The organism is Streptomyces sp. NPDC059582 (assembly GCF_042735715.1).
Classification (GTDB): domain Bacteria; phylum Actinomycetota; class Actinomycetes; order Streptomycetales; family Streptomycetaceae; genus Streptomyces.
In genome coordinates this window covers 245,148-258,191 of record NZ_JBHWCC010000003.1, presented here as the reverse complement: position 1 = coordinate 258,191, position 13,044 = coordinate 245,148, and the positions used below count along the sequence as shown (strand labels likewise).

At 73.5% G+C, this 13,044-nt stretch carries 10 protein-coding genes; 8 read left to right on the top strand and 2 right to left on the bottom strand.

Annotation, left to right across the window (positions count from 1 at the left end; genetic code table 11):
• Positions 1 to 134: 134 nt before the first annotated feature.
• The 7 genes from ACFV0T_RS04745 to ACFV0T_RS04715 all read left to right on the top strand — a co-directional run bounded on the left by ACFV0T_RS04745 (position 135) and on the right by ACFV0T_RS04715 (position 6,726).
• Positions 135 to 1,112 (top strand): amino acid ABC transporter permease, encoded by a 978-nt coding sequence (locus ACFV0T_RS04745; RefSeq protein ID WP_385774412.1) that lies wholly within the window; start codon positions 135 to 137, stop codon positions 1,110 to 1,112.
• Complete coding sequence (locus ACFV0T_RS04740; protein ID WP_385774410.1) at positions 1,109 to 1,903, top strand: amino acid ABC transporter ATP-binding protein; 795 nt, start codon at positions 1,109 to 1,111, stop codon at positions 1,901 to 1,903. The genes ACFV0T_RS04745 and ACFV0T_RS04740 overlap by 4 nt, the downstream gene beginning before the upstream one ends.
• A 96-nt stretch (positions 1,904 to 1,999) precedes the next feature.
• Entirely contained in the window at positions 2,000 to 3,025 is a 1,026-nt protein-coding gene (locus tag ACFV0T_RS04735; RefSeq protein ID WP_385774408.1) for a transporter substrate-binding domain-containing protein, read from the top strand.
• Between the two features lie 115 nt (positions 3,026 to 3,140).
• Positions 3,141 to 3,857: a GNAT family N-acetyltransferase gene (locus ACFV0T_RS04730; protein ID WP_385774406.1), complete on the top strand. Its 717-nt coding sequence runs from the start codon at positions 3,141 to 3,143 to the stop codon at positions 3,855 to 3,857.
• Positions 3,838 to 3,999, top strand: coding sequence for a putative leader peptide (locus ACFV0T_RS04725; protein ID WP_385774404.1), 162 nt, complete (start codon positions 3,838 to 3,840; stop codon positions 3,997 to 3,999). The genes ACFV0T_RS04730 and ACFV0T_RS04725 overlap by 20 nt, the downstream gene beginning before the upstream one ends.
• Before the next feature lie 72 nt (positions 4,000 to 4,071).
• Complete coding sequence (locus tag ACFV0T_RS04720; RefSeq protein ID WP_385774402.1) at positions 4,072 to 5,298, top strand: LLM class flavin-dependent oxidoreductase; 1,227 nt, start codon at positions 4,072 to 4,074, stop codon at positions 5,296 to 5,298.
• A gap of 18 nt (positions 5,299 to 5,316) precedes the next feature.
• A complete protein-coding gene (locus tag ACFV0T_RS04715) occupies positions 5,317 to 6,726 on the top strand; it encodes an NtaA/DmoA family FMN-dependent monooxygenase (protein WP_385774400.1) in 1,410 nt (469 codons plus the stop codon).
• 173 nt (positions 6,727 to 6,899) lie between these two features.
• Here ACFV0T_RS04715 and ACFV0T_RS04710 read toward each other — a convergent pair whose 3' ends face one another.
• The gene (locus ACFV0T_RS04710; protein ID WP_385774398.1) at positions 6,900 to 7,985 is read right to left on the bottom strand and encodes a M12 family metallopeptidase; all 1,086 of its coding nucleotides are present in this window, start codon (positions 7,983 to 7,985) and stop codon (positions 6,900 to 6,902) included.
• A gap of 95 nt (positions 7,986 to 8,080) precedes the next feature.
• Between ACFV0T_RS04710 and ACFV0T_RS04705 the strand changes: the two genes are divergently transcribed.
• Positions 8,081 to 9,916, top strand: coding sequence for a LuxR C-terminal-related transcriptional regulator (locus ACFV0T_RS04705; RefSeq protein ID WP_385774396.1), 1,836 nt, complete (start codon positions 8,081 to 8,083; stop codon positions 9,914 to 9,916).
• Positions 9,917 to 10,368: 452 nt separating this feature from the next.
• Here ACFV0T_RS04705 and ACFV0T_RS04700 read toward each other — a convergent pair whose 3' ends face one another.
• A complete protein-coding gene (locus ACFV0T_RS04700; protein ID WP_385774394.1) occupies positions 10,369 to 12,972 on the bottom strand; it encodes a CHAT domain-containing protein in 2,604 nt (867 codons plus the stop codon).
• Positions 12,973 to 13,044: the final 72 nt, after the last annotated feature.

Sequence of the window (13,044 nt, the reverse complement as noted above, 5' to 3'; positions counted from 1 at the left end):
CCCGGTTCCTCGCACGTACTCGTGCGCCGTGCCCGCGTACGCCTCTCCCGGTGTGGTCCCGACCGCCCCGTTGGAGTGTCGTACCGGCCGCAGTCACCGTGAACCGGGGTGTCCGACTCCCGCCGGAGCCCCTCATGAGTGAACCCCCAGGCGTCGTCACCCTTGCCGCCGCACCCGCCTCCGACACCCCGTCAGAACAGTTCACGCCGCAGCGAGTTCTGCCACTGCGCAGACCAGGCCGCTGGATCGCGACCGCGGTCGCCCTGGTCCTGATCGCCCAGTTCGTCCACGGCCTGGTGTCCAACCCCTTCTACCAGTGGGACCGCTTCGGCTACTGGTTCCTGCGGCCGGCGATCCTCGACGGACTGCTGATCACCCTCGAAGTGGCCGCCTACAGCGCGGTGCTGGGCCTGCTCGGCGGGATCCTGCTGGCCCTCGCCCGGCTCTCGAAGAGCCCCGTCCTGCGCGCGGCCGGCTGGACCTACGTCTGGGCGCTGCGCTCCATCCCGCTCATCGTGGTGCTGCTCTTCCTGTACAACTTCAGCGCCCTGTACAAGACGTTGAGCGTCGGCGTCCCCTTCGGCCCCGCCTTCTTCTCCTTCGACGAGTCCCGGCTGGCCACCGACATGGTGGTCGCCGTCATCGGGCTCAGTCTGAACGAGGCGGCCTACGCCGCCGAGGTGGTCCGCGGCGGCATCCTCTCCGTCGACCAGGGCCAGCACGAGGCCGCCGCGGCGCTCGGTCTGCCGAAGGGCTACCAGTTCCGCAAGATCGTCTTCCCGCAGGCGCTGCGCTCCATCACCCCGAACTACGTCAACCAGCTGATCGGCCTGATCAAGAGCACCTCGCTGGTCTTCTACGTCTCGCTGCTCGACCTGTTCGGCTCGGCACAGAGCATGGGCTCCACCTACCCCGGTGACATCGTGCCGCTGCTTTTGGTCGTCACCGTCTGGTACCTGATCCTCACGAGCCTCGTGTCCGTCGTCCAGTTCTACGTCGAGCGGTACTACGCCCGGGGCGCCACGCGCTCCCTGCCGCCGACCCCGCTGGGGCGGCTGCGCACCGGCCTGCGGGACCTTCGTGACCGTGCGCGCAGGGAGACCGCCGTATGACCACCGAGACGCTCATCACCGCCGAGGCAGCGCCCGCCGCCGTCGAGGTGCACGACGTGCACAAGTGGTACGGCACCCACCGGGTGCTCGACGGCGTCGACCTGACCGTGCGGCCCGGCGAGGTCACCGTGATCCTCGGTCCGTCCGGCTCGGGCAAGTCCACCCTGTTGCGGGTCATCAACCACCTGGAGAAGCCGGAGATCGGCCACGTCAGTGTGAACGGCGAGCCGATCGGCGTCCGCCGGCACGGCGGCCGGCTGCGCGAGCTGAGCGAGCGGGCCATCCTGGCCCAGCGCGGCCGTATCGGTTTCGTCTTCCAGAACTTCAACCTCTTCCCGCACCTGACCGTGCTGGACAACGTCGCCGCCGCCCCGGTGGCGACCGGGAGGCTGGGCAAGCCGGCCGCCCGGGAGCTGGCCCGCGAACTGCTCGGCCGGGTCGGTCTGGCCGACAAGGCCGGCGCCTACCCGCGGCAGCTGTCCGGCGGCCAGCAGCAGCGCGTGGCCATCGCCCGCGCCCTGGCTCTGCGCCCCGGCGTGATCCTCTTCGACGAGCCCACCTCCGCGCTCGACCCCGAGCTCGTCGGTGAGGTCCTCGCCGTCATCAAGGACCTGGCGACCAGCGGCACCACGCTGGTGATCGTCACGCACGAGGTCGGCTTCGCCCGGGAGGTCGCCGACCGGGTCGTCTTCATCGACGGCGGAAGGATCGTCGAACAGGGACCGCCCAGCGAGGTTCTCGACACGCCCCGGCACGAGCGGACGCGGGACTTCCTCAGCAAGGTGCTCTGACCCCACCGGGTATCACGCACCGCGACTTCCCCTCCCGCGACCTCCCTCGGCGCCATCTTCACCATCACCCTCTCTCCTCAGTGACAAAGGACGGCCATGCCCACACACTTCACCCGACGCGGCCTGCTGCGCGGCATCACCGCGGCGACCGCCGCGACCACCCTCGCCACCGGCCTCGCCGCCTGCGGCGGTGAGAGCGACGCCGCCACCGCGACCGACAGCGCCGCCTCGGGCAGCGTGACCGTCGGCCGGGTCTCCAACGGAGCCGCCGAACAGACCACTCTCGGGGTGTCCGAGGTCAAGTCCATCAGCGCCGAACTGCCCGCCGCCGTCAGGAAGAGCGGCAAGCTGGTGATCGGCAGCGGCACCCTGCCCTCCGGCTCGGCCCCGCTGGGCTATGTCGGCGGCGACCAGAAGACCCTCACCGGCTCCGAGCCCGACCTCGGCCGCCTGGTCGCCGCCGTCCTCGGCCTGAAGCCGGAGGTCAAGAGGTTCACCTGGGAGAATCTCTTCGTCGGCATCGACAGCGGAAAGGTGGACGTCGCCTTCACCAACGTCACCGACACCGAGGAGCGCAAGAAGAAGTACGAGTTCGCCTCCTACCGTCAGGACAATCTCGCCTTCGAGACGCTGAAGTCCGCCGACTGGAAGTTCGACGGCGACTACAGGAACCTCGCGGGCAAGACCGTCTCGGTCGGCGCGGGCACCAACCAGGAACGCATCCTGATCGCGTGGAAGAAGAAGCTGGAGAGCGAGGGCAAGAAGCTCACCGTCAAGTACTTCCAGGACGCCAACAGCACCTACCTGGCGCTCGACAGCGGCAAGATCGACGCCTACTTCGCCCCCAACCCGAGCGTCGCCTACCACGTCACCCAGACGGCGAGCACGAACACCCCGACCGCCAACGCCGGCACGTACTCCGGCGCGGGCGCCTCCCTTCAGGGGCTGATCGCGGCGACGGCCAAGAAGGACAGCGGCCTCGCCGAGCCCCTGGCCGACGCCATCAACCACCTGATCGAGCACGGCCAGTACGCCAAGTGGCTGGCCGCCTGGAACCTCTCCAACGAGGCCGTCGCCAAGTCCGAGGTCAACCCGCCCGGGCTGCCGCTGACCGACTCCTGACCGGGCGCCGGACGACCCGCGGCCCCGCAGACCGCGTCGGCGGTCACGTCGGTCCAGTTACGTCGGTCCAGTTACGTCGGTCCAGTCACGTCAGTCGAGGAAGGACTCCGCCTCCGTGGCCCGCCCGCCCCACCCGCACCCGCTCGACAACGCCGTATGGGCCGCCCTCACCGGTCCCCACGCCCACCTCGCCGAACGGGTCGGGCTCGCCGCCCGCTACCCGGCCGACGTCTACGCCTTCGCCGCCCTCGCCGACCCCGCGGACCCGGCCGCCTGGGACGACCTGCGCACCCTCGTCGGTGCCGGAACCGCCGTACACGTCAAGCCGGTCGACCGGGTTCCGGCCGGCTGGGAGACCGTCGGCGGGGGAGTGGGTGTCCAGTTCGTCGCCACCGACGCGCTGTGCACCGCATCCGCCCCGGAGGCGGTACAGCTCGGCTCCGCCGACGTGCCGGAGATCCTGGACCTCGTCGCCCGCACCCGCCCGGGCCCGTTCCTGAAGCGGACCGTCGCCCTCGGCACCTACCTCGGCATCCGGCACCAGGGGCGCCTGATCGCCATGGCGGGCGAACGGCTGCGGCTGTCCGGCTGGACCGAGATCAGCGCGGTCTGCACCGACCCGGAGCACCGCGGCCGGGGCCTCGGCACCCGGCTGATCCGCGCGGTCGCCGCCGGCATCCGTGAGCGGGGCGACACCCCGTTCCTGCACGCCGCCGCCGACAACACCCCGGCGATCCGCCTCTACGAGTCCCTCGGCTTCGCCCTCCGGCGCCGCTCGGCCATCATGTCGGTGCGCGCACCGGGAACACCCGGTGAGGTCGAGGCGTTGTGAGCGAGAACGAGTCGTACCGCGCGCGTCGGCGCGCCCTGACGAGGGAGGGACGGACGTGACCCGCGCACCGCGCTCCGTGCACCTCCACTCCCGGCAGCACATCGACCTCCAGCGCGTGGCCGGCGCGCTCTGTTGCTCCTGACCCGTTCCCCGCCTGGCCCTCCCCGTCGTGTGAGGCCGGCTCTCTCGTACGGATCTCCAGGAAGGCACCCTTGTGTCCTCGACTCCCTCCGCTACGCCCACACCCTCCGCACCCTCCTCTCTGCACCTCGCCGTCGCCCTCGACGGCACCGGCTGGCACCCCGCCTCCTGGCGTGAGCCGGTCGCCCGCCCCCGTGAGCTGTTCACCGCCGGATACTGGGCCGACCTGGTCGCCGAGGCCGAGCGCGGACTGCTCGACTTCGTCACCATCGAGGACGGTCTGGGCCCGCAGTCCTCGCACTTCCTCGACCCGGACGACCGTACCGACCAGGTCCGCGGCCGCCTCGACGCCGTACTCGTCGCCTCCCGCGTCGCCCCCCTCACCCGCCACATCGGCCTGGTCCCGACCGCGGTGGTGACGCACACGGAGCCGTTCCACCTCTCCAAGGCGATCGCCACGCTCGACTACGTCAGCACCGGCCGGGCGGGCCTGCGCGTCCAGATCACCGCCCGGCCCCACGAGGCCGCGCACTTCGGCCGCCGCACGATCCCCAGGATCGAGGCCTACGACGCCCCGGCCACCCGGGACGTGGTGACCGACCTCTTCGACGAGGCCGCCGACTACGTCGAGGCCGTGCGCCGCCTCTGGGACAGCTGGGAGGACGACGCGGAGATCCGGGACGTGACCACCGGCCGCTTCATCGACCGCGACAAGCTCCACTACATCGACTTCGAGGGCCGCCACTTCAGCGTCAAGGGCCCGTCCATCACCCCGCGTCCGCCGCAGGGCCAGCCCCTGGTCACCGCACTCGCCCACGACACGGTCCCCTACCGCCTGGTCGCCCGCGCCACCGACGTCGGTCACGTCACCCCGCACGACGCCGCCCAGGCCCGCGCGATCGTCGCCGAGATCCGCGCCGAGCAACGGACCGCCGGACGGGCTGCCGAGCCGCTGCACGTCTTCGGCGACCTGGTGGTCTTCCTCGACGACGACCCGGCCGAGGCCGCCGCCCGCCGCGACCGCCTCGACACCCTCGCGGGCGAGGAGTACACCAGCGACGCCCGCGTCTTCACCGGCACCCCGGCCCAACTGGCCGACCTGCTGCAGGAGTTCCAGGCGGCCGGTCTGAGCGGATTCCGGCTGCGGCCCGCCGTCGTCGGCCACGACCTCCCCGCGATCACCCGGGGTCTCGTCCCCGAACTGCAGCGCCGCGACGCCTTCCGCCACGCCTATGAGGCCGACACCCTGCGCGGACTGCTCGGCCTGACCCGTCCCGCCAACCGATACGCCGCCGTCTGAGCGGGAGGGAGACCGACGATGACCAAGCCCCTGAAGCAGATCCACCTGGCCGCCCACTTCCCCGGTGTCAACAACACCACCGTGTGGAGCGACCCGAAGGCCGGCAGCCACATCGAGTTCAGCTCCTTCGCGCACTTCGCGCAGACCGCCGAACGCGCCAAGTTCGACTTCCTGTTCCTCGCCGAGGGCCTGCGGCTGCGCGAACAGGGCGGCCAGATATACGACTTGGACGTGGTGGGGCGACCGGACACCTTCACCGTCCTCGCCGCACTCGCCGCCGTCACCGACCGCCTCGGCCTGACCGGCACCATCAACTCCACCTTCAACGAGCCCTACGAGGTGGCCCGCCAGTTCGCCAGCCTCGACCACCTCTCCGGCGGCCGCTCCGCCTGGAACGTCGTCACGTCCTGGGACGCCTTCACCGGCGAGAACTTCCGCCGCGGCGGCTTCCTGCCACAGGAGGAGCGCTACTCCCGCGCCAAGGAGTTCCTCGCCACCACGGGCGAGCTCTTCGACTCCTGGGACGGTGACGAGATCCTCGCCGACCAGGCCTCCGGCACTTTCCTGCGCGACGCCGCGGCCGGCGCCTTCGCCCACCACGGGCAGCACTTCGACATCGAGGGCAGGTTCAACGTCCCGCGCTCCCCGCAGGGCCGCCCGGTGATCTTCCAGGCCGGCGACTCCGAGGAGGGCCGCGAGTTCGCCGCCTCGACCGCCGACGCGATCTTCAGCCGGTACGCCACCCTCGACGCCGGCCAGGCCTTCTACACGGACGTCAAGGGACGCCTCTCGAAGTACGGCCGCCGCCCCGACCAGTTGCTGATCCTGCCCGCCGCGAGCTTCGTCCTCGGCGACAGCGACGCCGAGGCGGAGGAGATCGCCCGCGAGGTCCGCCGACGGCAGGTCAGCGGCGCCACGGCCATCAAGCACCTGGAGTTCGTCTGGAACCGGGACCTGTCCGCCTACGACCCCGACGGTCCGCTCCCCGACATCGACCCGGACCTCGGCGAGCACACCGTCGCCAAGGGCCGCGCCCAGGTGCGCATGTACCGCGACCCGCTGGCCACCGCCCGCGAGTGGCGCGAACTGGCCAACGCCCACGGCTGGTCCATCCGCGACCTGGTCATCGAGACCGGCAACCGGCAGAACTTCGTCGGCTCCCCGGCCACCGTCGCGCGGGCCGTCAACGACTTCGTGCAGGCCGACGCCGCCGACGGCTTCATCCTCGTCCCGCACATCACCCCGACCGGCCTGGACGCCTTCGCCGACCGGGTCGTCCCGCTGCTCCAGGAACAGGGCGTCTTCCGCACCGACTACGAGGGCACGACCCTGCGCGACCACCTCGGCCTCGCGCATCCGGACGACCACCTGGGCCTCGCCCACCCGGACGAGCGCCGGACCTCGCGGACCGTGCGGGCCGCCTCGTGAGCAGTCGCGCCCTCACCCCGACCGGGCACCGGGTCTCGCCGTAGAGGACCCCGTCGCGAGCGCCGAAACGGCGTGGTCGAGGGGGATCACCCTCCCCCGAAGGTGACCCCCCTCGACCGTTTCCCCCGGCGCCGGACAGTGGTCTGCGCGCCCGAGTACGGTCGGTCGTGCGCTCACCAGCACATGACCGCCGTCTCGCCCGAACCCCAGGCGGAGTACAGGCGCACCCGGACGAAGTAGCGGCGGCCCTTGACGAGACGGGCCCTGACCGTGGCGTTGTGCGGGGTGCCTCCGTCGTCCTGGCCGCAGAGGAAGCGGGGCTCCCCGTCCCGCTCCTCGAAGACCACGACGACGGTGTCGCTGTCGCCGAAGGTGCCCAGGGTGTACTCGCGGGTCTCCGACGGCTCGACGACGAAGTCGGCCTGCCCGCCCGGACCGAGACGCAGCGGCGCCGAACGGAACGGCACCAGGGCGGACGGCTGCCGCCCGCCCCGCGGCGGATACCAGCGGAGCACGAACGCCTTGTCGAGGGGCGAGAGACCGCCGGGCGGGTTCAGACCGCCGCGGAACTGCTCGGGCTCCAGGATCAGCCCCGTCGAGAAGGGGTACTCCATGATCGACAGCGGGTCCCAGACCGAGCCGTTGACCTCGGACGGGTCGAGCTTGCGCAGGATGTTGAAGAACGTCCGGTCCCGGCTCCAGTAGTTGGGCGGGCCCGCCAGGTCGGCGTACACGGCCTCGTCGTCCCAGTGGATGCCGGCGAACGGGCTCTGGTGCTCGTGCAGCATGCCCAGCGCGTGGCCGATCTCGTGCAGGGCCGTCCCGCGCTCCCCGGGCGCGGTCAGGTCCCAGCCGAAGTTCATGGTGCGCTCGCTCAGCCCGACCCGGAGCGCGTCCCTGCCCACCGTCGACCAGGATCCGTCGCCGAGCTGGAACCCGATGCGCAGTTCGGCCTCGGAGCGGTCGCCGACCTCGGCGAAGGCCACGCCGATACCGAGGTCCTGCCACTCCTGGAAGCACTCGCGCACCACGTCCTGCTGCTCCTTGGCGCCGACCCACGACACCCACCGGGTGCCCGCGCCGCCCGGTACGGGGATCACGGAGCCGTCGGCCTCGCCGTCGAGGAAGCAGTAGTGCACGACCGTGCCGTTGACCCACATCGGACGTCCGCCGATGAGCGCGCTGAGCCGCTCGGCGGTCAGCCCGGCCGGGAAGGCGGGGGCCGACTGCTGCGCGAGGGAGCAGTAGCGGGCGGTCATGACCCCAGCCTGCCGTGGGCCGCGCGCCGGGCGCCTGAGTCGGGGGCTACTCAAGTCACCCTGTATCAGGGGTGAGTATCCCGGCTCATATCGTCGTGACGACTTTCCGACGGGACGCGAATACCTTCGAACTGCCCTGGCCGTTCACCGGCCGGAAGGACGAACTGGAGCTGGTCCGGCGCTCCCTGGGCGCAGGGCGGCCCGGCATCGTGGTGACCGGAGCGGCGGGCCGCGGCAAGACCAGACTGGCCGCGGAGGCCCTGCGCGGGAGCGACTTCGTCAAGGTGACCGGCACCCCGGAGAGCCACGACCTCCCCTTCGGCGCCTTCGCCCACCTGCTGCCCGAAGCCGTCACCCTGCACCGCGCAGTCCAACTGCTGTCAGGTGTCCGACTGTTGCTGGTGGACGACGCCCACCTGCTGGACGACGCCTCGGCCGCCCTCGTGCACCACCTCGCGGTGCACGGCCGTACCCGGCTGCTGGTCGTCGCGACGGACGGCGCCCCGGCGCCCGGTGCCGTGGCCCGGCTGTGGACCGGTGAACTGCTGCCCCGCCTCGCCCTGGAGCCGCTGCCCCGCGAGGAGACCGCGCAGCTGCTGGCGGCGGGGGCCGGCGGCGCCCTCGAACCGCTCACCGCCGACCGGCTGCACCGCCTGGCCCAGGGCGACCTGCGGTTGCTGCGCGACCTGCTCGGCGCGGTACGCGAACAGGGTGCGCTCATTCGGGTCCCGGACACCGGCGAGCGCGTCTGGCGCGGCCCGGTGCCGGTGACCGCCGCCGTCCGTGAACACACCGCCCACCTGCTGCGGCGCGGCTGCCCCGACGAACGCGAGACCCTCGACCGCCTCGCCTTCGCCGAGCCCCTCCCGCTGGACGTCGACGCCCTCGACCTGCGCGGCCTCGAACGTCTCGAGGCCGACGGCCTGATCGGCGTCGACGAGCGCGGCGACGTCCGCCTCGCCCACCCCCTGCACGGTCCGGTGCTGCGGGCCGCGGCCGGCCGGCTGCGGGCGAGGCGGCTGGCCGGCACCCCGGGCGCGCGCGAACTCGCCCTGAAGAACGAGTCGGCAGCGCTGGAACACCGCATCGAGCACACCGACGTACGGGAGTCGGCGACACCCGTGGGGGAGTGGCTCGTGGCGGAGGGGGCGCCGCTGCCGCCCGAGCACGCGGCCGTACGAGCCCGGTTCGCCCGCCTGCGGGGACAGCTGCGCGAGGCGGCGGCCTGGGCGCGGGAGGGGCTGCGCGACACCCCCGACGACGCCGCCTGCCGCGCCGAACTGGCCCTGGCCGCAGCTCAGACGGGCGATGTCACGACCGCGGGCGAGGTCGTCACCGACGGCGTCCCGGCGGGGTGGCTGGCGGCCGCCCGCGCGGACGTCGACGGGGCACTGAAGGCGCTGCACGGGGTGGCCGCGGGCCACGACATGTACGCCGACTACGAAGCGGTCCGCCTCGGTGGCCCCGGCGAGGCCGCTCGCCGCCTGCCCGCCGGCGGTGTGCTCGCGGCGCACGCGCGGGCCCTCGCGCGCGGCGACGGGCCCGCCCTGGACCGTGCGGCCGAGGCCCTGGCGGAGCGCGGCTTCCTGCTCTTCGCTGCGGAGGCGTACGCCCAAGCCGTCCGGGCGCACCGCGACCCTGGCGCCGCCCGCACCTCCCGCACCCGCGCCGTCGCCCTCGCCCGGCGCTGTCCGGGTGCCCGCACCCCGGCCCTTTCCGGCCTGGTCCTGGGCGAACTCACCGCCCGCCAACGGCAGGTCGTCACCCTCGCCGCGGCCGGCCTCAGCAACCGCCAGATCGCCGAACAGCTCACCCTCTCGGTCCGTACCGTCGGCAACCACCTCTACAGCGCCTACGCCCGCCTCGGCACCGGTGACCGAGGCGCCCTGCCCTCGCTCACACACCAGGAGCCGGAGGCCCGCTCGGCGTGACTCCCGAGGGGGCCGGGCGGTCTCCGGGCTCCGACCGGAGCGAAATTCGCGACGGGGTCGGTCGGTTTCGGGCGGGGCGCGACTCCCAACGGGGTCAGTCGGTCCCAAGGCGGCCCGTGATGCCCGACGGGGCCAGGGCCCTTGGGCGGGGCGTGACTTCCGATGGGGTCGGTCAATCCCTGGGCGGGCCTGATTCGCGACGGGCCAGTCAGTCCCTGGGCGGGCCTGATTCGTGACGGGGCCGGACAGTCCCTCGGCGGCCCGGGTTGGTCGACGGGGCCTGTCAGGCCCAGGGCGGTCCGGGTTGCTCGACGGGGCCAGTCGGTCCCTGGGCGGGGCCTGATTCGCGACGGGGGGCCAGTCAGTCTCTGGGCGGGGCCTGATGCGCGACGGGGCCGGACAGTCCCTCGGCGGTCCGGGTTGGTCGACGGGGCCGGTGAGGCCCAGGGCGGTCACGCCGCCCCGAACGCCGTGAACGCCCACCCCGTCGCCTGGTGCACCGCGTCTCCCGGCAGAGCCGCGCGCGCGTCGCGCAGCGCCTCGGCCAGCGACAGGCCCCCGCTGAGGCCCTTGTGCAGGGCGAGCATCAGCGGCACCACCGCCGCGTCGTTGACGGGCGCGCTGCTCGCCACCACTCCGGCCGTACCCAGCGGCAGCAACGCGGTGACCAGGCCGAGGAGTTCGTCGGCACCGACCGAGGCGAGCCGGGCGGTGTCGCAGCTGGAGAGGATGATCCGGTACGGGCTGCGGTCCAGGCGTTCGAAGTCGTGCACGATGAGCGGCCCGTCCGCCATCCGCAGCGACGAGAACAGGGGGCTGTCCGCGCGGAAGGTGCCGTGCGCCGCGATATGGGCGAGAGCGGCCCCGTCGAGCTCCTTCAGCACCCGCGGCACGCACGCGTCGGCGTGCTCGAGAACGGTCGGGGTGCCGTACCGGTCGGCCAGGTCGGGCACCTCCGCACCCCCGGTCGCCAACCCCGGCCCGCGGACCAGCACATGGCGTCCGCCCGGCGGCGGCTCGGTCTCCCGGGCGCGGAGCCAGCTGCTCGCCGACGGCGACACGCTCAGCACCCGCTCACGCAGCGAGGGCAACAGCGCCCACGGCACCCGGTGCAGCCGGCCCGGCGGCACCACCACGACCGGCCCGCCGCCCAGTTGCCCGGCGACCGGACCGAGCAGGAGCTCCTCCAGCCGGCGCCCCGCGGCCTCCACCACCGGCAGCCGGCCCTCCGCCCCCGGATGCGCCAGCCGCCGCAGCCCCGCCTGGACGTACTCGGCCTCCCGCTCCGCCTCGACGAGCAGCCCGGCCGCGTAGCGCCGCACCCGGCCCCGGCCGCACAGCAGCACGTGCACCCGCCCGTCCACCACGGCGAGTTCCACCAGCCGCCCGTCGCCCAGCCGCTCCAGCAGCCGGCCGGTGTCGAACCGGTCCCCGCCGCCGGGATCCTCACCGCGGATGTGCAGGGTCCGGGAGCGGACCTCCCGCTCCAGCCGCCGCTGCTCCCGCTCCAGGGCCGGGACCGGACGGCCGTCCCTACGGGCCTCCTCCGCGCGCGCCGCGATCTCGCGGAAGGCGGTCATCCCGCTCAGCAGCGCCGGGTCGGCCGGCGGCCGGGTGGGCGGCGCCGACAGGACGGTGGCCCGCCAGCGCTCGCTCCACTCCAGCAACCGCCGCGGTCCGCCCCGGGCCAGGCTCGCCTGCTGCGCCAGCGCCGCCAGTTCCGCGCCCTGCTCGGTGGCACGGGCCCGCAACTCCGAGGCACCCAGCGTCATCCGGTGGTCGTCGAGCACGTCCAGGCCACGCCGGCAGGCCTCCAGCACGCCCCGGCCGGATCCGGCCGACCGCGCGCTCAGCGCCTGCGCGGCCCAGCCCGTGACCCGCGCCAGCGGCGGCCCGCTGTGCCGGCTGCGCGCGGCCACGGCCAGATGCCGCTCGGCGTCCGCCGTCCAGCCGAGAGCGAGCGCGATCCGGCCCGCCAGCAGCGAGGCCTCCGGCGCGGCCGGCGCGCCGAAGGAGGCCAGCCGCTCCGCGACCGCCGCCGCGTCCGCGACCAGCCGCCCCGAGCCGCGCCCGGCGGCCACCCGCGCCTCGATCAGCACCAGCCGGGCGTGCGTCTCCCACCAGCCGCGCCGCTGCGCGGCGAACAGCCGTACGGCCAGGTCCGCGCGGGCTATCGCGGTGTGCGGATCACCCGACCGCCGGGCCGCCCGCGCCGCGCCGAGCAGCAGCTCCGCCTTGCGGGTGGACTGCCCGCCGATCCCGTCGAGCACCCCGATCGCCGCGTCCGCCTCGGTCAGCGCCTCCGGCGCGAGCCCCGCGGCCATCAGCACCTCGCAGCGCCGGATGTTGAGCATGAACGTCGGTGTGCCGAGCTTCGCGTACCGCTCCTCGGCCTCGTCCAGCAGCCGCAGCGCCGCCGGCACGTCACCGGAGCGGAACGCGGCCAGCCCCCGGCTCTCCACGGCGTCCGCCTTGTCGTGCTCCTGGCCGGTGGTGTCCCACAGCGTCTCGGCGGCGGTGAAGTCGGCGTCCGCCCGGTCCACCGCGCCGAGGGCCAGGTGCACGGTGGCGCGCAGCGTGAGGGCGCGTGCCGTCCAGATGACGTCGTCGGCCTGGCGCAGCACCGGGATCGCCTTGCGTACGTCCTCCAGCGCCTCGCGATGGTGACCCAGCACCCACCAGGCGTAGGCCCGCCGGTACAGCACCCGCGCCCGGGTGTGTCCGCTGCCGCGCAGCACGCCCCGCTCGAAGGCCGCCAGGCCCTGCCGGGTACGGCCCGCGTGCACGAGCGCCACGCCGAGCGTGCCCAGCACGTCCGCCTCCCGCTCGGCCGACTCCGCGCGCGCCGCCAGGTCCCGGGCACGCCGCAGATGCCGCAGGGCGATCCGCAGGTCGCCCCAGTCCCGTTGCCAGATGCCGATCACCTGGTGGGCGATCGAGGCGTGCAACGGCGGCGGATCGGCGCCGAGCACACCCTCGGCCCGCGCCAGCGCGTCGTTGGGGGCGGCGAACACCATCGGCAGCAGTTCGAGAACCGATTCGCTTCCCGCTGTCACTCGACGGATGGTAGTGCTCCTGGGCTCCCGTAACCATGTCACCCGGGTCCGGCGCTGTATCAATCGACGGTT

Excerpts from the sequence above, each read along its gene's own strand:
- ACFV0T_RS04745 (WP_385774412.1), top strand. The coding sequence starts at position 135 with ATGAGTGAACCCCCAGGCGTCGTCACCCTTGCCGCCGCACCCGCCTCC.
- ACFV0T_RS04740 (WP_385774410.1), top strand. The coding sequence starts at position 1,109 with ATGACCACCGAGACGCTCATCACCGCCGAGGCAGCGCCCGCCGCCGTC.
- ACFV0T_RS04735 (WP_385774408.1), top strand. The coding sequence starts at position 2,000 with ATGCCCACACACTTCACCCGACGCGGCCTGCTGCGCGGCATCACCGCG.
- ACFV0T_RS04715 (WP_385774400.1), top strand. The coding sequence starts at position 5,317 with ATGACCAAGCCCCTGAAGCAGATCCACCTGGCCGCCCACTTCCCCGGT.
- ACFV0T_RS04710 (WP_385774398.1), bottom strand. The coding sequence starts at position 7,985 with ATGACCGCCCGCTACTGCTCCCTCGCGCAGCAGTCGGCCCCCGCCTTC.